Annotated in this window: 24 protein-coding genes; 12 read left to right on the forward strand and 12 right to left on the reverse strand. The window is 66.8% G+C overall.

What is annotated here, in order from left to right:
* Nucleotides 1-42: 42 nt before the first annotated feature.
* Genes PUN51_RS15290 through PUN51_RS15320 form a run of 7 tightly spaced genes read right to left on the reverse strand, consistent with a single transcriptional unit; the run spans nt 43 to nt 6403 of the window.
* On the reverse strand, nt 43-1143 hold the full coding sequence (locus tag PUN51_RS15290) for an NADH:flavin oxidoreductase (protein ID WP_275181555.1): 1101 nt from the start codon (nt 1141-1143) through the stop codon (nt 43-45).
* The gene (locus tag PUN51_RS15295) at nt 1136-1513 is read right to left on the reverse strand and encodes a hypothetical protein (protein WP_275181556.1); all 378 of its coding nucleotides are present in this window, start codon (nt 1511-1513) and stop codon (nt 1136-1138) included. Before PUN51_RS15295 ends, PUN51_RS15290 begins: the two co-directional genes overlap by 8 nt.
* Nucleotides 1514-1527: 14 nt before the next feature.
* On the reverse strand, nt 1528-2268 hold the full coding sequence (locus PUN51_RS15300; RefSeq protein ID WP_275181558.1) for an SDR family NAD(P)-dependent oxidoreductase: 741 nt from the start codon (nt 2266-2268) through the stop codon (nt 1528-1530).
* A gap of 38 nt (nt 2269-2306) precedes the next feature.
* The gene (locus PUN51_RS15305; protein WP_224025292.1) at nt 2307-3074 is read right to left on the reverse strand and encodes an SDR family NAD(P)-dependent oxidoreductase; all 768 of its coding nucleotides are present in this window, start codon (nt 3072-3074) and stop codon (nt 2307-2309) included.
* The gene (locus PUN51_RS15310; RefSeq protein ID WP_275181560.1) at nt 3061-4452 is read right to left on the reverse strand and encodes an MFS transporter; all 1392 of its coding nucleotides are present in this window, start codon (nt 4450-4452) and stop codon (nt 3061-3063) included. The genes PUN51_RS15305 and PUN51_RS15310 overlap by 14 nt, the downstream gene beginning before the upstream one ends.
* The gene (locus tag PUN51_RS15315; RefSeq protein ID WP_224025290.1) at nt 4449-5339 is read right to left on the reverse strand and encodes a polysaccharide deacetylase family protein; all 891 of its coding nucleotides are present in this window, start codon (nt 5337-5339) and stop codon (nt 4449-4451) included. Before PUN51_RS15315 ends, PUN51_RS15310 begins: the two co-directional genes overlap by 4 nt.
* Nucleotides 5340-5383: 44 nt before the next feature.
* Nucleotides 5384-6403, reverse strand: coding sequence for an asparaginase (locus tag PUN51_RS15320; protein WP_275181562.1), 1020 nt, complete (start codon nt 6401-6403; stop codon nt 5384-5386).
* Nucleotides 6404-6672: 269 nt separating this feature from the next.
* Between PUN51_RS15320 and PUN51_RS15325 the strand changes: the two genes are divergently transcribed.
* Nucleotides 6673-7728 carry a LacI family DNA-binding transcriptional regulator gene (locus tag PUN51_RS15325; protein WP_275181564.1) on the forward strand — a complete coding sequence of 352 codons (1056 nt, stop codon included), beginning with the start codon at nt 6673-6675 and terminating at the stop codon, nt 7726-7728.
* Here the strand turns inward: PUN51_RS15325 and PUN51_RS15330 are convergent.
* Nucleotides 7725-9173 (reverse strand): PucR family transcriptional regulator, encoded by a 1449-nt coding sequence (locus PUN51_RS15330; RefSeq protein ID WP_275181566.1) that lies wholly within the window; start codon nt 9171-9173, stop codon nt 7725-7727. The genes PUN51_RS15325 and PUN51_RS15330 overlap by 4 nt on opposite strands.
* Before the next feature lie 100 nt (nt 9174-9273).
* On the opposite strand from PUN51_RS15330, the gene pxpA reads away from it, so the two are divergent.
* The 5 genes from pxpA to PUN51_RS15355 are packed head-to-tail and all read left to right on the forward strand — an operon-like array spanning nt 9274 to nt 13528.
* Nucleotides 9274-10038, forward strand: a complete 765-nt coding sequence (gene pxpA / locus PUN51_RS15335; protein WP_275181568.1) for a 5-oxoprolinase subunit PxpA — start codon at nt 9274-9276, stop codon at nt 10036-10038.
* Nucleotides 10039-10051: 13 nt separating this feature from the next.
* The gene (locus PUN51_RS15340; RefSeq protein ID WP_018770516.1) at nt 10052-10291 is read left to right on the forward strand and encodes an acetyl-CoA carboxylase; all 240 of its coding nucleotides are present in this window, start codon (nt 10052-10054) and stop codon (nt 10289-10291) included.
* A gap of 9 nt (nt 10292-10300) precedes the next feature.
* A complete protein-coding gene (locus PUN51_RS15345) occupies nt 10301-11650 on the forward strand; it encodes an acetyl-CoA carboxylase biotin carboxylase subunit (protein WP_275181573.1) in 1350 nt (449 codons plus the stop codon).
* The gene (locus PUN51_RS15350) at nt 11647-12552 is read left to right on the forward strand and encodes a 5-oxoprolinase subunit B family protein (RefSeq protein WP_275181575.1); all 906 of its coding nucleotides are present in this window, start codon (nt 11647-11649) and stop codon (nt 12550-12552) included. The genes PUN51_RS15345 and PUN51_RS15350 overlap by 4 nt, the downstream gene beginning before the upstream one ends.
* Complete coding sequence (locus PUN51_RS15355; RefSeq protein ID WP_275181576.1) at nt 12542-13528, forward strand: biotin-dependent carboxyltransferase family protein; 987 nt, start codon at nt 12542-12544, stop codon at nt 13526-13528. The genes PUN51_RS15350 and PUN51_RS15355 overlap by 11 nt, the downstream gene beginning before the upstream one ends.
* A 316-nt stretch (nt 13529-13844) precedes the next feature.
* On the opposite strand, the gene PUN51_RS15360 is transcribed toward PUN51_RS15355, so the two are convergent.
* Nucleotides 13845-14321: a hypothetical protein gene (locus tag PUN51_RS15360; RefSeq protein ID WP_275181578.1), complete on the reverse strand. Its 477-nt coding sequence runs from the start codon at nt 14319-14321 to the stop codon at nt 13845-13847.
* A 497-nt stretch (nt 14322-14818) separates the two neighbouring features.
* On the opposite strand from PUN51_RS15360, the gene PUN51_RS15365 reads away from it, so the two are divergent.
* Entirely contained in the window at nt 14819-15136 is a 318-nt protein-coding gene (locus PUN51_RS15365; RefSeq protein WP_224025281.1) for a hypothetical protein, read from the forward strand.
* A gap of 9 nt (nt 15137-15145) precedes the next feature.
* Nucleotides 15146-17860: a PEP/pyruvate-binding domain-containing protein gene (locus tag PUN51_RS15370; RefSeq protein WP_275181581.1), complete on the forward strand. Its 2715-nt coding sequence runs from the start codon at nt 15146-15148 to the stop codon at nt 17858-17860.
* A 420-nt stretch (nt 17861-18280) separates the two neighbouring features.
* Here PUN51_RS15370 and PUN51_RS15375 read toward each other — a convergent pair whose 3' ends face one another.
* A complete protein-coding gene (locus PUN51_RS15375) occupies nt 18281-18601 on the reverse strand; it encodes a GYD domain-containing protein (protein WP_275181582.1) in 321 nt (106 codons plus the stop codon).
* Nucleotides 18602-18887: 286 nt separating this feature from the next.
* On the opposite strand from PUN51_RS15375, the gene PUN51_RS15380 reads away from it, so the two are divergent.
* The 4 genes from PUN51_RS15380 (at nt 18888) to PUN51_RS15395 (ending at nt 23312) form a co-directional block, all read left to right on the forward strand.
* Nucleotides 18888-19574: a DUF998 domain-containing protein gene (locus PUN51_RS15380; RefSeq protein ID WP_275181584.1), complete on the forward strand. Its 687-nt coding sequence runs from the start codon at nt 18888-18890 to the stop codon at nt 19572-19574.
* Nucleotides 19571-22207 carry a PEP/pyruvate-binding domain-containing protein gene (locus PUN51_RS15385; RefSeq protein WP_275181586.1) on the forward strand — a complete coding sequence of 879 codons (2637 nt, stop codon included), beginning with the start codon at nt 19571-19573 and terminating at the stop codon, nt 22205-22207. Before PUN51_RS15380 ends, PUN51_RS15385 begins: the two co-directional genes overlap by 4 nt.
* 38 nt (nt 22208-22245) lie before the next feature.
* Nucleotides 22246-22848 carry a TMEM175 family protein gene (locus PUN51_RS15390; protein WP_275181588.1) on the forward strand — a complete coding sequence of 201 codons (603 nt, stop codon included), beginning with the start codon at nt 22246-22248 and terminating at the stop codon, nt 22846-22848.
* A gap of 65 nt (nt 22849-22913) precedes the next feature.
* Nucleotides 22914-23312: a nuclear transport factor 2 family protein gene (locus tag PUN51_RS15395; protein WP_275181590.1), complete on the forward strand. Its 399-nt coding sequence runs from the start codon at nt 22914-22916 to the stop codon at nt 23310-23312.
* A gap of 24 nt (nt 23313-23336) precedes the next feature.
* Here PUN51_RS15395 and PUN51_RS15400 read toward each other — a convergent pair whose 3' ends face one another.
* Both PUN51_RS15400 and PUN51_RS15405 read right to left on the reverse strand, forming a co-directional pair.
* Nucleotides 23337-23603, reverse strand: a complete 267-nt coding sequence (locus tag PUN51_RS15400; RefSeq protein WP_224025274.1) for a hypothetical protein — start codon at nt 23601-23603, stop codon at nt 23337-23339.
* A gap of 113 nt (nt 23604-23716) precedes the next feature.
* Complete coding sequence (locus tag PUN51_RS15405) at nt 23717-24214, reverse strand: hypothetical protein (RefSeq protein WP_159632714.1); 498 nt, start codon at nt 24212-24214, stop codon at nt 23717-23719.
* Between the last annotated feature and the right edge of the window lie 13 nt (nt 24215-24227).

The raw sequence follows: 24227 nt of genomic DNA on the forward strand, positions 1-24227 counted from the left end.
CTTAACGAGCCACCGGGTTGCGGAACGTCCCCGGGCCCTGGCCTACCCGTCCTCCAGCTCCCAGTCCTTCACATCCGCCAGCGGAGCGAAGATGGACGGGTCCAATTCCTCGAACTCCAGGTTGTTGCGGACAAGGTGCGGCCAGTTCCGGTTGGCGAGGGCTCCCTTGCCGAGCGCAACGACGTCCGCCGAGCCCTCCGCCAGCATGGACGCTGCAGTGTCCGGATCGTCCAGCTTGCCGTTGGCGATCACCGGCACGCCCGAGTACTTCTTCGCCAGCGCAGCCAAGGTTGCCCCGGCATCCGCAAACGCAGGCTCGGCGGCGCGGTACTCGGTGGTATGGACAAAATCGATGCCCGTCGCGCCCAGGGCGCCGAAAATGACTTGGGCTTCTTCCACTCCCCCGCTCCACTTGTGCTCAGTGTCGCTGACCTTGGCCTGGGAGATGCGGATCCCCACCGTCATGTCCGGGCCAACAGCCTCGCGGACGTCGTGGCAGATTTCAGCGGCGAGCCGCACCCTGTTTTCCGCTGAGCCGCCGTACTGGTCGTCGCGCTGGTTCAGGTAGTCCGTGAGGAACTGGTCCAGCAGGTACCCGTTGGCGCCATGGATCTCGACGCCGTCGAAGCCGGCCCGCTGCGCAAGCAGCGCGGCCGACACGAACCCATCCCGCACCTCTTGCATCTGCACCAGGGTGATCGCGGAAGGAACGGGATACGGGCCTTCGCCGCGGTAGAACCCCAGCTGCTCGCCCTTGGGCGCCACCGCCGACGGTCCCACCGAGGAGGCCACAAACCGGTTCCCCTGGCTCTGCGCCCCCGCGTGCATCAGCTGGGCGAAGATCTTGGCCCCCTCCGCGTGGACCCCGTCCACCACGTTCGCCCAGGACCGGGCCTGCTCCTCCGTGGCGATCCCGGGCTGGTAGTGGTAGCCCTGGCTGTGGGCGGTGTCCGGATAGATGCCTTCCGTGATCAGCAGCCCGAAGCCCCCGCGGGCGAACGTCCGGTAGTAGGAAGCCATTCTTTCCGTGGCGTGCCCGTCCTCCGTTGCGCTGATCCTCGTCATGGGAGCCAGCGCAACCCGGTTCTCCAGTTCCGTGGAACCGATCCGGATGGGTGACCAGAGCGGGGTGTAATCAGTCATTCAAGATCTCCTTTGGGGTATTGGCCGCATCCGGGTCCGGATGCATTCCAGCCGCGCGCGCCGGCAGGCCCGCGTTGGCCGGATCAGCTGCGTACGCCTGCCGGCGTGTGCGCAGTCGGTTCACAACCGCTGAGTCAGTGAAGCAGCCGAGCACGGCGGACCACAGTTCTTCCAGCGTCTGGCACTGCCTGGAGGCCCCGGCGGCGCCGGTCATCAGCCACCCGTCCTTGAGGGCAGTAACCTTCGGGGCACCCGGGAGGCCGGTACAGACGGCGTTGACCGTGGCGGCCACGATCAGGTGTTGCCGCATGGTCCGCACCGGGCCCAGGACAGGGTCGGCAATGATGGTCCTTCCGCAGGCACCGCACATCTCGCTCCCTTTCCTTACGGCATGACGTCGCCGGAGTTGGGCCCCAGCGTCTGTCCCACAAACAGGTTTCCGCCCGGGTCGCTGGCCAGCAGCACGGCCGCCGGCGCCACTTCCGCCGGCGTCCCGAAACGGCCGAGCGGAAGTTCAGCCCGTTTCGCGGCCTTCCAGCTTTCCGAGATGCCCTCCACCAGCGGCGTCTCGATCGGGCCCGGGGCGATGCAGTTGACCAGCACATTGTCCGCCGCGGTTTCCAGGGCCAGGGCTTTGGACAGGCCCACGACACCGGCTTTGGCCGCACTGTAATGCGTCAGCCCCACGCCGCCCTTAATGGCCAACTGGGAGGCGATGTTGATGATGCGGCCCCACTTGCGCTGCCGCATCTCCCCCACCACCTCCCGGCAGCACAGGAACACACCGGTCAGGTCCACCGTGAGGGTCTCGTTCCACATGGCCAGGGGCATGTCCTCCAGCGGCGACTCCGTCAGCAGGCCCGCGCTGTTGACCAGGACGTCGATGCCGCCCAGCCTCTCCCGGGCCTCGGCGAAGGCCGCCCGCACGCTGGCTTCATCGGCCACGTCCACGCGGATGGCACCGTCCCCGCCGGCCCGGTCCAGCACCGCCACCCGGTCCCCGTTGGCCAGGAAGGCCTCGGCGATGGCTTTGCCGATCCCGCTGGAACCGCCGGTGACCACCACCCCGCGGCCGCTCCCGGCCTGGGCGTTTCCGGACGCTTGGTCAGCAGTCGATGTGTTCATAGTGTCCTTTCGTTGTGAGGCGGGCTGTCAGGGCGCCGTCAGGCGCGCATCTTCACGGTGAGGCCGCCATCAACCACCAGCGCCTGCCCCGTGATGTAGCGGGAGTCGTCGGAGGTGAGGAACCCGATCACGCTGGCCACTTCCTCCGGCTTTCCCACCCGGCCCCAGGGGATGTCATTCCCGGCGCGCTGCAGCCCCTCGGGGCCCAGCGAGTTCACCGGGTCCAGGGACTGCGGCGTCTCAATAAGGCCGGGGATCACGGCGTTGGCCCGGATCTGCCGCGGACCGAGTTCCACGGCCACGCTGCGGACCAGGCCCAGCACCCCTGCCTTGGCAGCGGCATAGTGGGCGTGTTCCTCCCACCCGTACACCCCGCCGGCGATGGACGAGACCGCAACCAGCGCGCCGCCGTCGGTCATTCTCTCCGCCCCGGCACGCAGCGTGCGCAGCACGCCGGTGAGGTCCACGTTGAGCATGTCGTGCCAGCGCTCATCCGTCATCTCCCCCAGCGGGGAATTGCGGAGGATCCCCGCGTTGGCGATCGCGTAGTCCAGCCGGCCGTACTCGTCCACGGCCCGCTGCGCCAGGGCATCCACGGACGCGGTGGTGCGGACATCCACCTCGTGGATCACCGCCTCACCGTTGGCCTCCTTGACCAGCCGGAGGGTTTCCTCCGGATCGTGGGGATCGCCCGGGAAGGTGCCTATGACGGACACCACCCCCTGGCGGGCGTAGTGGACGGCGAGGGCGCGGCCGATGCCGCTGGCGGCACCGGTGATGATGGCGACTCTGTTAGGCGACGTCATGGGGGTGGTCCTCCATCAGGGCTTCAGCAGGGGGCTTGGCGGCGATCATCAGGAGCCCGGAGACCAAGGTGCCCAGAGCACCGACCCACAGGGCTGCGCTGCCGGTGCCGGCACCGGCGGCGATGGCGGTGAAGATGGCACCGCCGATGATGGTTCCGGGCTGGCTCATGGCACCGATAAAGGCGGTTCCGGTAGCCCGGCAGCTGACCGGGTAGCACTCGGCCATGAAGTACTGGATGGCCGCGTACGGGCCCACCAGGAAGAACAGGCCGGCGCCGTAGGTCAGGATGATGGTGAACGGGTCGCTGGCCAGCGGGCTGAGCATGATGGCGAAGGAAATGCCGGAGAGGATCCAGCCGCCGATGATGGTCCGCTTGCGGCCGATCTTGTCACCCAGCCAGCCGTGGAAGACGTAGCCGAAGTACGCCAGCAGGTTGATGACGATCAGCATCCAGAACGCGTCCGAGAGTTCCACGCCCTTGGCGTTCTTGAGCACGGAGCTGCCCAGGACGCTGAAGATGGTGATGCCGAAGAAGTTCACGATCCAGGCGATGGAGAACACGATGGTGTTCCGGCGCAGGTGCGGCTCCCAGATGCGCTTGAGCGGCGCTGCCGAGGAGTGCTCGACGCCGTAAGCGTGCGCCAGGGAGTGCGCGTCTTCAGTCTTTCCGTGCTTCTCGAGCTCGGTCAGCTTGTGGTGCAGTTCGAACTGGGGCGTTTCCTTGAGCTTCCGGGCGATGACCCAGACGATCACGGCGGCCGGGACGGTGGCCATCAGGTACAGGGCGCGCCAGCCGAGGGAGGGCAGGAAGGCCAGGGCCAGTGCGCTGGCCAGCAGGAAGCCGAGCGGCCAGCCGCCCTGGATGAAGGAGTAGTGGAAGCCGGGGCGCTTGCGCTTGTCCGCGACTTCGGTGACCTGGTAGACCTCGTTCATGTACGTGGCGTTCACGGCCTGCTCGGAGAATCCGAGGCCACCGAACGAACGGACCACCACCAGCATGGCGTTGCTGAAGAACGGGATCCCCGTGGGGATCAGTGCCGTGAGGCCGGAGACGACGGCGGTCCCGCCGATGGTGGTCATCATGCCTTTGCGGCGGCCCAGGCGGTCAATGACCGGCCCGATGCCGAAGCAGACGATGGCGGTGCCGACGGCAATCCAGGTGTTGATGGCGTACGCCTCAGGGGCAGACCAGCCGAATTCCTGCTGCATGGCCGGCAGCAGGGTGCCGAACAGGCCGTAGTCGAAGACGGCCACGGTCCAGGCCAGCAGGGCAAGCACGGTGGCGGTGGTGGTGTGGCGCTTGGAAAAGACCGGGAAGCGGCGCTTCTCGTCCGGGCGGGGCTGCGACAGGTCGACAACCGGTTCTTGGATGCTCATGACTTGTTGTCCTTACGGGGGCTGCGTGCGAGGAAGGAATCGGCGATCTGGTCGAAGGTGCACCAGGTGACGCCCTCATGGGAGTTGATGTGTTCGATGAGCCGCTCGAGCATGAGGAGCACCTGCGGGCGGCCGGAGACGTCCGGGTGGATGGTCATGGTGAAGACGGCCTGGTCCATTTCGCGGTAGACCCAGTCGAATTGGTCCCGCCACATCTCTTCGATGTCGCGCGGGTTGACGAACCCGTGCGAGTTCGGGGATGCCTTGATGAACATCATGGGAGGCAGGTCATCGAGGTACCAGTTGGCCGGGATTTCCACCAGGTCCGTTTCCTGCCCGCGCTTCAACGGCTCCATCCAGGTCTGGGCGTCCTTGGTGTAGTCGATCTTCTTCCAGGAGTCCCCGACGCGGACGTAGTACGGCTCGAAGTCGCGGTGCATCAGGGAGTGGTCGTACTTGATGCCGCGCTCCAGGAGGATCTCGTTGGTGACGGGCGAGAATTCCCACCACGGCGCAACGTAGCCGGTGGGCCGGCGGCCGGACACCTTTTCGATCAGTTCGATCGCACGGTCCAGGATGGCGGTCTCCTGCTCCCGGGTCATGGCGATGGGGTTCTCGTGGGAATATCCGTGCACCCCGATCTCGTGCCCGGCATCCACGATCATCTGGGTCAGTTCCGGGAAGGTTTCGATGGAGTGGCCCGGCACGAACCAGGTGGCCGGGAGGTTGTATTTCTGGAACAACCGGATCAGCCGGGGTCCGCCGACTTCACCGCTGAACAGGCCTCGGCTGATGTCGCACGGGGAGTCCTCTCCTCCGTAGGAGCCGAGCATGCCTGCCACTGCGTCTACGTCCACGCCGAAGGCGACTTGAATGTCCTTAGCCATGAGATTTTCCTTTCAATTCGTTCAAAACCGGGGTGTTCTGGGTGTCAGGCGGAAGGTTCAGGGGGCCTCCCTCGTTGGGCAAAAATTTCGGTGATCCTGTCCCGGTCAGGATTGATCCTGAGCAGGAGGCTGAGCAGGATCAGCGACTGTGACGGCCGGAGGTGGCCGGAGCTGATGGCACCGGCAACGCGCAGGTCCTCGCCACCGCCGCCGGCCCCGTAGATGGGCACCACCGGTCCCGCGTCCACGCGGGTGCTGGTGACCACCACGGCGCCGGACGCGACGGCGGCGGCCACCTCTGCGCAAAGGCTGGCGTTTGCATTGCCGCTTCCTGTTCCTTGCAGGACGATGCCTTCCGCTCCTGCTTCAAGGGCGGCGTGCATCAGGGTGGAGTCGGCGCCGGGGTAGGCGGCAACCAGGTCCACCCGCGGGGAGCCGCCGCCCGGCTGGGGCAGGGGCAGGGCCTCGAGCCTGCCGCCGCTGCCGTCCATGGCGACTTCTCCCTGGGCTGATACCTGGCCAAGTACCCCAAAATCGGGGTTCGCAAAGGCATCTAGCCGAAGAGTTTGGCTTTTCCGGACGCCGGCGGCCGGGAAGATGGTGCCGGCAAAGTGGACCATGACCCCCTTGCCCCGCCCGTCCTTCGAACCGGCGACGGCGATGGCCCGGGCCAGGTTGTCCGGCCCGTCGGGAGCGTCGGAGTCAGCGGCCCGCTGCGAGCCGGTGAACACCACCGGCCGATCGTCCGTGTGCGTCAGGTCCGCGAGGTAGGCGGTCTCCTCCATGGTGTCCGTGCCGTGGGTGACCACCACGCCCAGGACGCTGGGGTTCTTGAGGACCTCCTGGATGGTGGCGCAGATCCTCAGCATGTCGTCGAACGTCAGGAGGTAGGACCCCTTCTGGAACACGTCCAGCACCCGGACGGGGTGGGAGACACGCGGGCCGAGGGCTTTGAACACCTGCTCGCCGGTATCGGAGGCGACGGCGCCGCCGGCCTGGGAAGAACGCGACGAGATGGTGCCTCCAGTAGCCAGCAGCACGACGTGGGAGTCGGTAAGAGTCATTTCAGCTCCGGTGGTTTGCTGCGCGGTCCGCAACCCAATCGATTGGGTGACCTTCCACGAAGAAGAGGAGATGCAGGGAAACGGGGGGCGGCGCCTGGGGGTGGGGGCACCGGGGGAAGTTTTAGGGTGGTCTACCCAAACGTTTGGGTAGCGCTGATGAACGACTTTAGGATGTGAAGCGGATCACGTCAAGAGTCGCTTGGGGCCCTGTTGGGCAGGGCTGGGCGGCGGACCTGGGCTACAGTGGCCCCGGTGGGCAGGAGATGGACATGAAAGAAAAGGCCGACGGCGGCCGGACGGTCACGCTGAAGGATTTGGCCCGGGAACTGGGCGTCCATCCGTCCACCGTCTCCAGGGTCCTGCATTCCGGCTCCGACGTGGCCAAGGGAGCCGCCTCGGCCGCCACCGCGGAGCGCGTCCGTGAACTGGCCCGCAAGCTCGGCTACTCCCCCGACCCGCAGGCCGCCAGCCTTCGCACCCGCCGGACCAAGCTGCTCGGCGTCATCGTCCCCCGGCTTTCGGACCTGGTCCTGGCCATCATGTACGAGGGCATCGACGAGGCCTCAGCCGAGGTGGGCTACTCCGCGTTCGTGATGAACTCCCGCGATGATCCCGAGGAACAGCGGCGGAAAATCGACCTTATGCTGGCGCGCCGCGTGGACGGCCTCATCATTGGTGACGCCCATCTTGACGGCGGCCTCCTGCAGGAACTGACCGACCGGAAGGTCCCGTTCGTCCTGATGAACCGCCGGGTACCCGGCTACCCCTCCGCCACCTGCGACGACGTCCTCGGCGGCGAGCTCGTGGCCAGCCACCTGTGGGAGATGGGCCACCGGCAGGTCGCCGTGATCGCCGGTGAACCGTACGCAAGCACCGCCGTCGACCGCACCGCCGGCTTCCTGGACCGCTGGCGGTCGCTGGGCGGCACCATCTCCGACGATGACGTGGTGTGGTCCAGGTTCGATACGGCCGGGGGCCGGGAGGCCGGGGAAAGGATCCTCGCCAGCCGCAGGCCGCGGCCCACCGCCATCTTCGCCGTCAACGACTTCGCCGCCATTGGAGCCATGGGAGCCCTGCGGTCCCACGGCCTCACCGTGGGTGTGGACGTGGCCGTAGTGGGCTACAACGACACCTCCCTGGCGGCCGAACTTCCCATTCCGCTGACCTCCGTCCATTCCCCGATGGCCGACATCGGACGGACGGCAGTGCAGTTGATCCAGGCCGTGCTCAGGGGTGAAAAACCCGAACCTGAACGGCTGAAGCCCACGCTGTGCGTCCGGGAAAGCAGCGCCGCCAGGGCGGCGGCGGAAGTGGCTGCCAACTAGGCTGCTGCTGCGCCCACGACCTTCAATGCCAGCAGGCAGGTGGCGCGCACTTCGCCGTCCTCAAGGTCAACGTGCAGAAGCTCCTCGATTTTACGCAGCCTGTACGTCAGCGTGTTCCGGTGGATGAAGAGCTCCCTGCAGGTCTCGCGGGTATTCCCGCTGTACCGCAGGTACGCCTCGAGCGTTTCGCGCAAGGAGGTGCCGCCGTCGGACATCAACGGCGCCAGCAGGCGCCGGGACATCCCCACCAGTCCCGGCCCGGGCAGGCTCTCCACCACGCCGGCAAGGTCTGCGATCGGCGCCTGGTGAAGCCCCGGCTCGCCTACCCGTCGGCGGGCCAGCTGCAGCACCAGCGGCAGTTCGTCCAGGTTCCCGCACCAGGAGACGACGGCGGAGAGTTCCGGCGCGTCCTGGAAAGACTTCCGGACGGCGTCCATCAGCTCCATCCCGGCTTCCCCGCGCTGCACCAGCACGGTGGTGAGGCCGGCCTCCTCCATGAACCGCACGGTGCTGTACTCGGCCTGCAGGCCAACCCGCACCCTCCACGCGATGGTCCTCAGCTTTGCGGGGGCAACCTCCCCTGCAGCGCCGATCAGCACCGCGCCCCACTGCCCCTCGGGCTCGAATCCAGCCTCCACGGCGTAGCGCCGCAGGGCCGTCGCGGGCGTTCCCCTGGCCTCGTAGAGCGCCTCCATGAAGCGGGCGGCCTCCCGAGAGTGCAGGGGCGACCGCGAACCAAGGGTGTAGCTCAGCTGCATGGCAATGACCGCAGCCACCGGCCCCAGCAGCGGCTGCAGGACCAGGCTGCTGGTGATGCCCTCGATGGCCAGCTTGAAGTGGAGGATTCCGCCGCTGGGCAGTCTCAGCGTGGTGCGGGCCGTTCCGCCGTCTGCTGTTCCGGCGGACAGGAGTTCAAAGCCGTTGTGGTCAAGGACCGCAACCCGCGCACGGACGGCGGTGGCCACCCGCTCCAGTACCTGCGCCAGGGAATGGCCCCCCGCTGCCAGCCTGGTGCACTCATCCGCCAGCTCCCACCCGGCGCGAAGCTCCGCATAACGCTCGGCCGCGATGCGCTGGTCCACGTGCCTCATCACCAGGATGAACGGCACTTCCGGAGGCAGCTCAAGCAGCGGAAGGCCATGGGCTTCGCAGGCCTGCACCAGGCCGGCCGGCAGTTCGCGGTGCGCGGCGCCCAGGCCGAAAACGAGACCGGACACGGGCACGGACATCAGGCGTTCAACGTAGGCATCCCAGATCCGGTAGTCCTTGACGTTGAGGCCCATGCCGTTGGTCAGCAGCAGCGCGTTGACGCTGAGGAAGGGTGTGGGGTCCATGTGCTCCGTGGGCGCGCACCAGGCGATGGGCCGCGCGAGGCGTCCCGGGCTGCCCTGCACGGCAAGGCGGATGTTCAGCGCCGGATCCGCCAGTAGATCGGCAACACGCATGGCAACTCCTCAGGGTTAGTGCAAGAAGCATAATCCGCGTCTCCTTATTCGGCGATCCGCCCAATTCCGGCCGGGTCGCAGGCTCTGTACCGTTGCCTGCATGCATAAAAACGTGACGGAAACCACGCCTTCCCGGGTGCTCCTGAATTCAGACATGGGTGAAGGCTTCGGATTGCACGAGTTCGGAAACGACGTTGCCCTGATGGAGATCATCGACGTCGCCAACGTCGCCTGCGGCTACCACGCCGGGGACCCGGACGTCATGAACCGGACGGTGGCCCTTGCCGCTGAACACGGGGTGGCCGTCGGAGCCCACCCCGGGCTCCCCGATCCGATGGGTTTCGGCCGCCGCCGCATGGTCCTTAGCCCGGACGAGGTTGAGTCGATCATCCTTTACCAGACCGGTGCCCTGACCGCTTTCCTGGCAAAGAATGGGCTGTCCCTCAACCACATCAAACCCCACGGCGCGCTCTACGGCATGCTCGCCGGAGACGAAGACCTCATGCAGGCGGCGGCCGGAACAGCCAAGCAGTTCGGTGTTCCGTTCTACGGCCTGGCCGGGACCGCCCATGAATCCGTGTGCCGCGCCATGGGCGTGGACTTCGTCGCGGAGCTCTACGTGGACCTCAACTACGGCCCCGGCGGGGAGCTCCTCATCCAGCGCCGGCCCGCGCCCACGGACCCGGCTGCCGCCGCAGAAAGAGTCAGCCGGGCGGTGGCAGGCGGGCCCGTGCCCGCCGTCGACGGCACTCCCCTGAACATCGCCTTCCAGAGCATCTGCGTCCACTCGGATGCACCCAACGCCGTCGCCGTCGCCTCCGCCGTGCGCAAGGCACTCGACTCATCCCGATCCACCCACTCCTGAAAGCGAGCAGCACATGGCCACGATCGTTTCACCCCTTCCCGGCGTCTTCTACCGCAAGCCCGGGCCGGGCAAACCCCCGTTCGCCAACGAAGGCGACACCATCGAAGTCGGCCAGACCATCGGCATCGTGGAAATCATGAAGCAGTTCACCGAGATCCAGTCCGACGTCGCCGGGACCCTGGAATCCTTTGAAGTCAACGAAGGCGACATGGTCAACCCGGGCGACTCCATCGTCGTCATCCGGGAAGGATAAAGGCAGCCCATGAAACTGTTCATCGCAAACCGCGGCGAGATCGCCGTGCGGATCGCCCGGACCGCCCGCGACATGGGCATCGAAACCGTCCTGGGGGTCAGCGAGCCCGACGCGGAATCACTGGCAGCCAGGACAGCGGACCACTACGTGGTGGTGGGGCCGGCCCAGGCAACCGCCAGCTACCTGAACCAGGACGCCCTGGTGGCCGCGGCCCTCGAGCAGGGGTGCGACGCCGTGCACCCGGGCTACGGTTTCCTCTCGGAGAACGCCGGCTTCGCCCGGAAGGTGGCGGACGCCGGCCTCACCTGGGTGGGCCCCAACGCGGACACCATCGCCATGATGGGCAACAAGTCCCTGGCCCGGGAGGCGGCAGCCAACGCCGGCGTCCCGGTGCTCAAGGGGTCTGACGGCCCCCTGGATCCGGAGGCCGACGCCGTCGACATTGCGCGTGCCATCGGGTACCCGCTGGTGGTGAAGGCTTCCGCCGGCGGCGGCGGCAGGGGCATCCGGTTCGTGCACGACGAAAGCGGGCTCCTGGAAACCATCGAGATGGCCAGGGGCGAGGCCGCATCCGTCTTCGGCGACCCCACCGTCTACCTGGAACGGTTCGTGGAGCACGCCCGGCACGTTGAGGTGCAGGTCCTTGGCGACGGGACCAACTTCATCCACCTCGGCGACCGCGACTGTTCCATGCAGCGCCGATCCCAGAAGGTGCTGGAGGAAGCCCCCGCCCCCAACCTCCCTGACGCCGTCCGTGCCACCATCAGGGAGTCCTCCGTGGCCCTTGCCCGCCAGTGCGGCTACCACGGAGCGGGTACCGTGGAGTTCCTGTACGACCCCGTCAACCACGAGGCCGCGTTTATTGAGATGAACACCCGCATCCAGGTGGAACACCCCATCACCGAGCAGATCACCGGCGTGGACCTGGTCCGCGAGCAGCTGCTGATTGCCTCCACCGGATCCATGTCCATTTCCCAGGACGATGTGCACTTCAGCGGCCACGCCATCGAATGCCGCATCAACGCGGAAGACCCCAGCCACCACTTCTTCCCCAGCCCGGGCACCATCCGGTCGCTGGACTGGCCATCGGGTGAGGGGATCCGGGTGGACACCGGGGTGGAGGCAGGTTCGGTGGTGAGCCCGTACTACGACTCCCTCCTGGCCAAGCTGGCCGTCCACGCCCCGGACCGGGATGCGGCCATTGCCGCAACCGTGGCGGCGCTGGAGGCAACACACATTGAAGGGGTCAAGACCACCGTCCCCGTCCACCTGGCACTGCTGGCGCGGCCTGAATTCGCCGAGGTCAGCCACCACTCCAAGTTCATTGAAACCGCAGCCGACCTCATGGGGGCAAAATGACCACCGAAGCCGCCGTCCTCCCGGGTGCGCGCTACACCTGGGGCGGGGACGAATTCCTGTTCGTGGAAGTCTCCGAAGCGATGAGCCTGCCCGCGAACTTCAAGGTCATGTCCATCGCCGGCAGGCTATCCGACGCCGGGCTTCCGGGAATCGTGGACATCTGCCCGGCCAACGCATCCCTGCTGGTGCGCTTCGACCCCGACGTCCTGCCTCCGGAACAACTGGAAACAGCTGTGCGCGGCATCGAGCGGGACCTGGCGTCCCACCAGGAACGGGCACTGGAGACCCGGATCGTTGAAGTCCCGGTCTGGTACGAGGACCCGTTCACCGCGGAAGTGGCCCAGCGGTTCCGCGAAGGGTTCCACCAGGAGCCCGAAGGCAGCGACATCGACTACGCGGCCAAGGTCAACCACCTGAAGGACGCGGCGGAGTTCATCCAGCGGCACCACGAACAGCCGTGGCTGGTGTCCATGGTGGGCTTCGTGGCCGGGCTGCCGTTCCTGTTCCAGCTGGTGGACCGCGACAAGCAGCTGGAGGTCCCCAAATACCTGAGCCCGCGGACCGACACCCCCAAGCTGACCGTGGGGCACGGCGGATGCTTCGGCTGCATCTATTCCGTCCGGGGTGCCGGCGGGTACCAGATGTTCGGCGTGGCCGCTGCCCCCATCTTCGACCCCGACCAGGCCCTGGCGGACTTCAAGGACTTCATGGTGTTCTTCCGCCCCGGGGACATCGTGAAGTTCAAACCGGTCACGGAAGCGGAATACAACGCCATCCAGGCGGAGATCTCCGCCGGCACCTTCCGCTACCGGCAAGCGCCGGTAACGTTCGAGCTGTCCAGGGCGCTGGCCGACCCGGAAGGCTACAACCGTGAACTCATGGAGGCCCTCGATGGCATTTGAAATTGGAAACCCCGGCCTGGCCACCACGGTCCAGGACCAGGGGCGCACGGGCCACTACAACGTGGGCATCCCGCAAAGCGGTTCCATGGACCAGTACTCCGCCGAGCTGGGAAACGCCCTGGTGGGAAACACGGCACGGGAAGCGGTCCTTGAGTGCACCTATTTGGGCCCGGTCCTGACCACGGACAGCGACGCCGTCATCGCCGTCACCGGCGCCCCTGTGGAGGTCAAGGTCAACGGGGATCCGCGGCCGCAGTGGAGCCGCCTGCTGCTGAAGGCCGGGGACCAGCTTTCCTTCGGCGTCATCCAGGGCGGCACCCGCTACTACATCGCGGTCCAGGGCGGCATCGACGTCCCGGAGGTGCTGGGCAGCCGGTCCACGTACAGCCTGGGTGCTATCGGCGGTTTCAAGGGCCGCAAGCTCGAGGCGGGCGACGTTGTCCCCGTGGGCGCTCCCCTCAACGGGGGAAGGCTCCCCCAGGCCGAAAGCGTCCCGGATGAGTTCCGGCCTGTTTTCGCCAAGGAGCAGGAAGTCCGGATCGTGCTGGGGTTGTACGACCACCGCCTGACCGAGGAAGGGCTGGGCAATCTCCTCAACGAGGAGTGGAAAGTGACTCCCGTGGCTGACCGGATGGGTCTTCGCTACTCCGGACCGGGGGTGAAATGGAAGGAGCGCGAACAGCCGTTCGGCGCCGGCTCGGACCCTTCCAACATCGTGGACGCGGGGTATGCCGTGGGATCCATCCAGATTCCCGGTGGCACCCAGCCGATCATCCTGCACCGCGATGCCGTCTCCGGCGGCGGCTACGCGATGGTGGGCACCGTGATCAGCGCCGACATGGACCTGGTGGCCCGGGCTGCGCCGGGAACGGCGACCCGTTTTGCCGCCGTCAGCCTGGCCGATGCCCTGGCGGCCCGCAGGGACCTTGCCGAACGCCGGACCAAGGCCTGGGCGGCACTGGGCGCCAACCGCTGACGGGCAGCGGCGCCCCGTGGGCACAGCCTCGGTGTGATCCGACATTGAGCGCAGGCCGGCGCCCACGGCCTGCGTTCGTACTACGCCCAAAGTCACTTTAGACCGCGTAGGTGTTGATAACACCGGAGGGAAGGCCCCTCCTGGGAGGGGCCTTCCAGACAATCGGTGGAATTCTTCCAGTCAGGTCCGCTGTGATGCTTCTCCTTACCGATGCTGATCCACGCTACGGCGCGAGCAGTTTAGGGGGGCTGCAGACACAGCAGGCCATTCCTTCTGAAGCTGACGGTCAGGTGGTCACAGAATAAGCGTGGTGTCCCTACGCAAGCAACGCGCAGATATCCGTCACATCCCCGGTACCACTGAAGACTCTCGCTTCAGTCCCGTCCGCGTTGAGGGCAAAGTTGAAATTTCCCTCCAACAGGTAAAGGCCAGGTTTCTCCGATTTTGCCTCTCGTGCGTTGAGGACAACATTAAGTCCCGTCACCGTGACTTCTGTTGTGCCGTCGGCCTGCAATTCGCCGTGCGTAGTGCCGGTAATCAAGTAGGTCACTGACTCTCCGGTTTTGAGGTTGGTTACGGTGACTCTCTGCCCCGGGGAGGCGATCACGAATTGGTCGCCTGGGAGCTCTATAAACTTTGACTTGCCGGTCACAAGCAACTCGACAGGGTACTTGCATAGTTGGTTGGCTTTGAAAGTCACATCCAGAAGAACATCGCCTGAGGCGGCAGTTGCGGGGCCAACGCCTGTGATCATGGCAAAGAACACGACGCACATAGTTAACAGTTTCTTCATCGAAACTCCGTTCAAGAATCTAATTGAGCGCGCTCAGAATTCGTTTGAGCTACGTTCAGGGGGAGGGTGCGATTACTCGGGGATTATTTCCAGTATCGGCGGTATGACCCTACGAAGGTAAGTCCGCAGATAGATTGCGGTGGGGGACGCAAAGCGTCTGCCTTTTACCGCATCATTCCTTACTTGATGTAAGTTCGGCTGCTGAATCAAGTAGCAGGTATTACTAGGTGCTCGGATATTAGACCGCTGGTTCCTGGACTGTGAACCAGGAGATAAAGAAATAGTCCCCCTATTAGGACATAGGGTAGCCCCTAACGTTCCCTCAACAGTCAACGGTCTCCTCCGCTTCGTGCTGCATGCAGCGGGCATCATATGGACCGCGGGCAATAGATCGCGGCACTGAGACACGCGAATTAGGGTATTTTTCCCCCTGTGCGCAAGCCGCCGGCGGGTTTACGGTGATCCGCATCAGCGTCCACCGCCGTCGAGGAGCCATCATGGCCGGGTTTGTGCAGATCATCGAATTCACGTCCTCCCGCATCAAGGAGATCGAAGAGCTGGGCCGCCCCTCCCGAACCGAGGGAACCACTCCGCCCACCTTCCGGCACATCGTTGCCACCGCTGACCGGGACCATCCAGGGCACTACTTCACTATCGTGGACTTCGATTCATTCGACTCGGCCATGGAAAATTCCGGCCGTCCGGAAACATCCGAGTTCGCTGCCCGGATGGCCGCGCTGTGCGATGGGCCCGTGATCTTCCACAACCTGGATGTCCTGTGGGAGGACGCCGGGCAAGGTGCAGGCAACGCCTAGCAGCCGGACATGGCTTCCCTGGCTCCCGGTCCGGACCGGGGCGGCGACGGCACGGGACTGGTCATCAAGCTCGCTGACGTGGCCTCAGCGTCGCTGGCCACCGCGGGCGGGAAGGCGATCAACCTGGGCCGGCTTGCCACGGCGGGCTTTCCCGTTCCGCCGGGCTTTTGCCTGACCACCGCAGCCTACCGGGAGGCCACCCCCAAGGACGTGGACGCCATCGCCGCCCGGCTGGACGGGGCCGCCGGCACCGACACGAAAACAGGGTACGACGGCGGGCGCGGCCTTCCGGACGAAGACCGGAACCAGCTCGCGGCCCAGGCAAGCGGAGCCATGGCGGCAGCGCCGGTACCGCCCGGCGTCGAGACCGCCATCCGTGACGCGTACGCCGCGATGGGCGGCGGGCCGGTGGCGGTGCGTTCGTCCGCCACCGCCGAAGACCTGCCCTTTGCCAGCTTCGCCGGGCAGCAGGACTCCTTCATGGATGTAGCCGGCGCCGACGCCGTCGTCCAGGCCGTCCGTCGCTGCTGGGCCTCGCTCTGGACCGACCGGGCGGTGGCCTACCGTGCAGCCAACGGGATCAGCCAGCGGGAGGTGGGTCTCGCCGTCGTGGTTCAACGCATGGTGGACGCCGCAGCCGCGGGCGTGCTGTTTACCGCCAACCCGGTGACCGGCACACGGACGGAAACCGTCATCGATGCCGGCCACGGGCCGGGGCAGCCGGTGGTGTCCGGCGCGGTGAATCCGGACCATTTCAGGGTGGAGACGGCATCGGGCCGGGTCCTGCAGGCACCGCAGGTCCGTGCGTCCGGCTTGACGGACGCAGAGCTCCGGGAACTGGCTTCCCTCGGTGACGCGGCCCAGCGGCTGCTTGGTGCGCCCCAGGATGTGGAGTGGGTGATCGACGCCGGCGGCACGGCCTGGCTCACCCAGTCGCGGCCCATCACCACGCTGTATCCGCTGCCCGAGGAAGCACCAGCCGGGGCCGGCCCCGCCGCTGATGGGCAGGCCCGTGCCTACCTGTGTGCCACCCTCCTGCAGGGACTAACCCGCCCCATCACACCCATGGGCCTGTCCGTCCTGGGGATCATGAGGAACACCAAGGGGCCATGGAAATACGCGTCCCCGGGGCTGCGGCTGTACGTGGACCTGACGCCCGCGATCCGCAACGCGTACGGACGCCGGTGGCTGCTGCGGGTGCTGCCCTTGGCGGACGGCAGGTCAGCGGCGGTCGTTCCCGCATTGCTGGATGACCCGCGCTTCAGCGTTGTCCGGTCCGCGCCCGGCAGACGGAGCAGGAAACACCGCCGCGGCGGGACCCCGGCATCGGCGGCGAAGGCGAACGCGAACGCCGGAATCAGCAGCGTGTGGACGGTGGTGGCCCTTTTCCCGGCCATGGCCCGGGCCGTGCTGCGGCCGGAGGCGGAACTGCGCCGGGCACGGCGGTACCAGGACCAGTTGGACACCCTGCTGCAACTGCCCGGACCGGCCACGGCAGCGCAGCGGCTGCAGCACGCGGAGGGCGTCCTGAGCAGCACGGTTGACGGGATCATCCAGTCCTCCCTGCCGGCCCCCTCCGCGGGCTATGTAATGCTGGCCGCCGCCCGCAGGCTTCTGCGCGGGATCGCGAAGCCGCGCGAGCTGGAGGCAGTGCTGCGCGGGCTGCCGCACAACGTGACCACCGAGATGGACCTGGAACTGTGGCGCGTGGCGGCGGACATTGGCAAGGACCCGGAGGCACGGAAGGCGTTGATGGAGCAGCGGCCGGACCAGCTTGCCCGGCGCTACCGGGCAGGCACCCTGCCGGGGATTGCACAGGAAAGCCTGCGTGGGTTCCTGGCCAGGTACGGCCACCGTGCCGTGGCGGAAATCGACCTGGGGATGCCGCGCTGGGCCGAGGAACCGGACCACCTGCTGGGGATCATCTCCAACTATCTCCGCGTGGAGGATCCGGAGCAGGCCCCGGACCGCCAGTTTGCCCGCGCCGCCCAACACGCGGATGACCGCGTGCAGGAGCTCGTGGGACGGGCGGCGGCCAGGAGCCGGCTCCGGGGACGACTGGTTGCGCTGTGCCTGCGCCGGGTGCGGCAGCTCTCCGGGCTGCGGGAACTGCCCAAGTTCTACATCGTGCTGGTGTTGGCGGAAATGCACCGGCAGCTCGACGCCATCGGCGACGAACTGGCGAAGACCGGCTCCATTGCCCATCCCGGCGACGTCTTCTTCCTCGATTTCGGCGAACTGCGCGTGGCCCTTCGCGGGGCGGACGTCAGGAAGCTGGTGGCTGAGCGCCGCCGGATGTACGACGTCGAGCTGCGGCGCCGCCACGTCCCGCGCCTTTTGCTCTCGGACGGCACGGACGTCGAGGCTGCCATGATGGCAGCCTCCGCCGCGCAGCCGGGCCCGGCGGCCGCGGACCGTCTCACGGGAACGCCGGCGTCCGCCGGCACCGCCACCGGAAAGGTCAGGGTGGTCCTGGATCCTGTGGGTGCCCATATTGAGCCGGGCGAAATCCTGGTGGCCCCCTCCACCGATCCCGGCTGGACCCCGCTGTTCATGACGGCAGGTGCCTTGGTGATGGAGATGGGCGGGGTCATTTCGCACGGCGCGGTGGTGGCCCGCGAGTATGGCATCCCCGCCGTGGTGGGTGTTGCGGACGCCACCGAGCGGCTGCGCGACGGCCAGAGCGTCACCGTGGACGGGGCCGCCGGAACTGTGGCGTGGTGAGGCCCAAGGACGGGTTTTCGCTCAAGATTGGGACAATAAATCCCCTCAATGGACAAAAGCCCTACCGAATGCCGGTTGCTGCTTCCTAAGGTGTTCACAAGCTCGACCAGGGGGAACAATCTTGCTCACTACGGACGCATCTACAAGCAATATCGCTGACAGGGCCGGCAACGTTGAGCCCGCCAGCCCAACTGGTCTGCCCGCAGCCCACCGGCCCGTTCCTGCGCCGCCTCGCAACGGACCCGCATCCACCCAGACGCCGGTCCCCAGGGTCAGCGGCCGCGAGCGCGAAGTCCAGCAGCTGATCTACGATCTCGCGCTTCTCGCCGCCAGGCACTGTCCGCAGTAACCCGTCCAAGCGGCGGCAGGCCGCCGTCGTAAATTCCGACGGCGGCCCGCTGGCCAAGGCGCGTCACTCCCCTACTGTCCCGGTGCCCGGTAGGACGGGGTCTTCTTGGCGGCCGCGTCGATGTCCTCCACGGTGAGGAGCGGCTTCAGCCGGACGTTGACGGTCCCCGACGAATTGATCAGCAGCGACAGCGCGGCAGCACTTGCGTCGTCCGGCGCCTCAAAAACGCCCAGGACGTCGTAGTACCCAAAGGCGTAGTAGAAGCTTTCCAGCGTTCCGCCCACCGATTTCAGCGCCTCCGCAAGGGCATCACGCCGCGCGGTGCCGCCTTCCTGCATGAGCCCTTTGATGCCCTGGCCCACGTATGTGGCTTCAAACAGATACTTCGGCATGGTCTTTCCTCCTGGCCTGTCCCGCGGCGCCTCGTTCCGTGGTTTGCCGGGACCGGCGCCGATAAGGCGGAACGTATTCCCCGGAACAGCGGCAGTCAATATCCCGGGATACCCAATAACAGGAGTGGGGGAAAGGGCTCCGGCGCTTACCGCAGCCCCAAGGCCGTTCGGCCCTAGCGGGACACGGCGGCCGGGAACAATCTGGAACAGGTAGGCGTCGGGGCCAACGCCCGCGTGCCCTGCGCCGGGCCGCTTGCTGGAGCGCGGGCTCTGAGGACATCCCACCATGTCAGTTGCAGGAGGACGGCTCCCCGGACGCGGGCGGGCTCTGCCGTTCGACGGCCACCGCAGCGACGCCCTGCGCATCACCCTCCTTGCCGCCGGACCGCTGTCATCACTGCTTTACGTGGTGTTCACCGACGGCATCGCGGCCTCCCAATGGGCCGGTTACCGCCGCACGGAACAGATGGTCAGCGAACTGTTCGCCGTGGGCTCCCCCGGCTACCCGGTCCTGGTCCCGTTCACGTGGCTCTACACGGTGCTGTTCACCGCGTTCGGGGTGGGCGCCTGGAACTCGGTCCGCGGGAACCAGGCCCTGCGCATCGGCGCCGGGCTGCTCACCGCCTACGGGCTCTGGAACATCATCGGCGCACTCTTCCCGCTGCGCCTGGGCGACGACTCCTCCATCCCCGCGCACATCGTGGCCACCAACGTGCAACTGGCCCTCATGGTCGCAGCAATGTGCTTCGTCGCGGCAGGATTCCACGGCCGGATGCGCGCCTACTCGATCGTCTCGCTCGCACTGTCAGCCCTCATGGGTATGGTCGCGTTCATGGCAGCCCCGGGACCGAACCTCGTCTTGGGCGTCGGCGAGCGCATCAGCATCGGGGCGTTCCTGCTATGGGTTGCGGTCCTGGCGGCAGTGCTTTGGAAACGGCCGACGGCGGCCGACAGTAAGGGGGCATCGTCATGACCTACGTCATGGACCTGGGCGACGTGGACCGGAGCGACATCGCCGGGGCGGGTGGCAAAGCCGTGGGCCTGGGCGGCCTTATCCGGGCCGGGCTGCCGGTCCCGCCGGGGGTGGTCCTCACCACCGCCGCGTACGCTGATTTCACTGCCGGGAACAACCTCGGGGCGGCCATTCAGGAGTTGGCCGCTCTGCCACCTGATGCGTCGCCGCAGGAGTATGAGCATGCGTCGGCGCTGATCCGGACCCTGTTCCGCAAAGGCTCCATGCCTGCCGCCATCCAGGCCGAACTTGAGTCAGCGTATGAACGCCTCGGCGGCGGGGACACCGCCGTGTCGGTCCGCTCCTCCGCCACGGCCGAGGACCTCGCCTCCGCCAGTTTCGCCGGGCAGCAGGAAAGCTACCTCAACATCCGCGGCCTGGACGCCCTGGCCAAGGCCGTCATCAACTGCTGGGCCTCCCTCTGGACGGCGCGCGCCATGGCCTACCGTGCCCGCGAAGGCGTGCTGCCCTGCCAGGTGCGTCTCGCCGTCGTGATCCAGCAGATGGTGGAGGCCGAGGCAGCCGGGGTGATGTTCACGGCCAACCCCGCGAACGGCCGCCGCGACCAGACGGTGATCAGCGCCGCGTGGGGCCTGGGCGAGGCCGTGGTCAGCGGTCAGGTCACCACCGACGACCTGACCGTGGACGCCCACACGGGCACAGTCCTCACGCGGCAGACAGCCGACAAGGAGGTCATGACGGTCCTGACGGAGGACGGGACGGCTGAGGAAAAGGTGGCGGAAGCCCGCCGTCGTGCGCCGGTCCTGGACGATGCCGCGGCGGCCGAGCTCGCCGCCCACGGACAGCGGATCGCCGACCACTTCGGGGCCCCGCAGGACATCGAGTGGGCCAGGGCGGACGGCACGTTCTTCCTGCTCCAGTCCCGGCCCATCACCGCGCTGCCGGAACCCGCGGCGGACGTCCCCACGGAATGGCCTGTCCCCTACCCCAAGGGCCTCTACTTCCGGGCGAGCATCGTGGAGCAAATGCCGGAACCGCTCACCCCGCTCTTCGCCGACCTGGTCGACGGCTCGGTGTCCCGCTCGCTGTCCGCCCTGATGAACCAGGCGCTGGGGCCGGGCTCCCTCCGCGAGGGCGACGTCCGCTTCCCCACCGTCAACGGCTACGCCTATTACTACTACCGCACCTGGCCCATGCTGCGGATGACGGGCAGGACGGTGCCGGCCATGGGGGCACTGTTCGGCGGCAAGGCGCATATGGGCGTCGCGGGCTGGCGCGACTACTCGCATCCGCGCTACGAACGCATCATCAAGGACTGGTCAGCGAAGCCACCAACGGAGCTTTCGGGAGAGGAGCTGCTGGCGGGCGTGCGGGCCCTCCTGGACGCGGGAACCGTGTACTACACCGCCGTGCAGTCCATCATCCCGATGGCCGACATGAGCGAACTGTCCTTCCGGGCCTGCTACAAGGCTGTCCGGCGCGAAGGCGATCCCGCGGCTCAGGAGTTCCTACTGGGCTTTGACAGCGAGCCCATCCGGGCGGAAAAGTCCCTGTACGACCTCGCGGGCTGGGCGCGCAGCGATCCTTCCCTGGTGAAGGCATTGCTTGAACGGCCGACGCCGGAACTCGCCGAGTGCCTGCGGACAGGTTCCACGCCGGAGGGCGTGGAGGACGTGTTGTGGCAGGAATGGCGGTTCACCTTCCAGGAACATCTGGACCTCTACGGGCACGCGGTCTACAACCTGGACTTCGCCACCCCCGTGCCGGCGGACAACCCGTCCGCGCAGCTGGAAACGGTGAAGTTCTACCTGCGCGGGCAGGGCACCGACCCGCATGAGCGGCAGCGGCTGCAGACCGAGCGGCGGGAGGCACTGACCCGGGAGGTGGCGTCGCGCCTGGGCCCGCGGCGCCGGGCCCTCTTTCTCCGGGTGCTGAAATGGGCGCAGGAGACAGCGCCGGTGCGTGAGGATGCCCTGGCCGACGTCGGACTCGCCTGGCCGCTGCTGCGGCGGATACTGCGGGAACTCGGCCGGCGCCTGGTGCTGTCGGGTGTCATCGCCGCACCCGACGACGTGTTCTGGCTGCGCTTCCAGGAACTTCAGAGTGCGGTGGAGTTTGGGCTGGCGGACGTGGAGGCCAATGTTTCCCTGGCCGGTGCGTCGCGGCCGGTCCGGGCCGCCGCCGTCGAGGAACGCAGGATACTGTGGCGCGGCCAGGCGAAGGCCGAAGCCCCGCAGATGCTGCCGCAAAAAGCGTGGATGGAGAAGGCCTTCGGCTCGATGATGCCGGCGGGATCGCAGCGCCAGTCCGGCGACGTGATCAAGGGCGCGGGTGCGAGTTCCGGCCGGGTGACTGCGCCTGCCCGCGTGCTGCGCGGTCCCGAGGACTTCGGCCTGATGCAGCCCGGCGAAGTGCTGGTGGCACGCATGACCACTCCGGCCTGGACGCCGTTGTTCGCGATGGCCTCTGCTGTGGTCACCGATGTGGGCGGGCCGCTGAGCCACAGCTCCATCGTGGCCCGCGAGTACGGCATCCCGGCCGTCCTGGGCACGGGGGTGGCGACGCAGCGGCTGGCCGGTGGACAGAAGGTGAGCGTGGACGGCGACGCGGGCACCGTCACCATCGTCGTGTGAGGCCCCTGTCCACGTGACTTTGCGTGCATGATGTTCGGGTGAATAAAAACCGGCTTGAGGCTTTCAGCGACGGCGTACTGGCGATCATCATCACCATCATGGTGCTGGAACTGCACACGCCCGAGGAACCCACGTGGGCAGGCGTCGCCGCCATCCTGCCCACGATCTTCACCTACCTCCTGAGCTTCGTGTATGTGGGGATCTACTGGAACAACCACCACCACATGATCCACCTCGCCAGCCGGGTGAGCGGCGGCATCCTCTGGACCAACCTCCACCTGCTCTTCTGGCTGTCCCTGTTCCCGTTCACCACCCGGTGGATGGACGAGTCCGGTTTCCTGCAGGTTCCCGTGCTGCTGTACGGCGTCAACCTTTTGTGCGCCGCGATCGCCTACTTCATCCTGGAGCGGCGGCTGATCGCCGTGCAGGGCAAGGATGGGGCCCTGGCCCAGGCCGTAGGCAAGGACTGGAAGGGCAAGGCCTCGCCGCTGATCTACCTCACCGGCATCGCCCTCACCTTCGTTCAGCCGCTGCTGGGAGTCGCGGTCTTCACCATCGTCGCGCTGATCTGGCTGGTTCCGGACCGGCGGGTGGAACACTTTGTGGTGACGGCCCACCAGGACAGCGCCGGGCAGGCGTAACCGCCGGTTACTGCACCGGTGCTTTCCCCCTTGCCGGGCCCGCACGGCACGGGTACCTTGACGCCATGAGTGACCGCGAAGACTTCATTCAGTGGGTCAAAACGACCCTGCACGACGCGGAAGTCGCCCTGCACAACGGCGACGCGGACCCCCGGCGCGCCATCTGGTCGCAAGGTCAGCCGGTGAGCCTCCTGGGGGCCTTCCGCAACGCCTACGGGCTGGCAGAAGTAGAGCAAATCTTCAGGTTCCTGGAAAACAGCTTTTCCAACTGCACATCGTACGAGTTCGAGTTGCAGGCATGCGATGTCATAGGAGACATGGCCTACACCGCCGGCATCGAACGCATCTCATTCCGCCGGGACGGCGAGCCCACCGGCCTCACGCTCCGGGCCACGCAGGTCTACCGGCGCGAGGGCGGGCAGTGGAAGGTTGCTCACCGGCATGCCGATGCACTTGCCGTGTGACCACCCGCAGGCTTGTCGCTCCGGCTACTCCCCCATGCCCGGGTGCACAGGAACGAAGTCCAGTTTGTTGCCGGAGTTGGTACGGCCTGCCGGAGTCCGGTTGAAGCCCTTCGCGTCGAGGCCGTTCTGGGCGCGGAACTCGGCGAGCGCGGCGTCGTAGGCGTTGTTGAGGACCCGGCCGGAAAACTCGCCGGTGCTGCCATCGTTGAAGGCAATCCGGATGCGGACACTGGCCGGGTAGTGGCGGTTCATGCGGACGAAGCCGTCGGCGTCCTGCTGGAGAGTGATCACGGGGTCCTGCTTTCGGTGGGGAGGTGCAGCCTCCAGTGTGACTGCCTCACGCGAGGGCACCAAACAGCAGCGGCGGCACCCAGCCGTGGATGCCGCCGTCGTCATTCAATGGCTCAGCAGTGCACCGGGCTGTAGAACGCTGCTCCCCAGCTGAATTTGTCGGTCGAGTTAGGCCCGAAGCTCGCGTCCAGTGTGATGCACTGGCCACCGACCGGTTGGGTGTCCGTGTAGACCGGTCCCGCATAGTAGGAGTAGTAGTCATGCGAAACATCGTCCGGGCCGTAGGAAGGGTACCTGCCGATCATGTTCTCGCGGTACATCCTTACCCCGTAGGTGGGGCCATAGGCGTAGGCCACTGAGCAGTTCTTGCGTGCTGTGGAGTTCCAGTACACGTCAATGGACCCGGTTTTGGTACCCGGCTTTCCGTACCGGTAGTCCTTGCTGTAGCTGGGCACGGTGATGGGGTGCGACCCGATATAGGTGTAGCCCGTGCCGCACAGGTTCGCGGCGTCGGCAGGAACCGCCGCCACCAGGGATGCCCCGGCGGTCAGTGCGACGGCGACAAGCGCCGATAAGCCTTTGAATTTCAATTTGCCCTGCGGGACCTTCATGATTTCTCCAACG

Origin of the sequence: Arthrobacter sp. NQ4 (assembly GCF_029077345.1) — a bacterium.
In the GTDB taxonomy this organism is placed as follows: Bacteria; Actinomycetota; Actinomycetes; order Actinomycetales; family Micrococcaceae; genus Arthrobacter.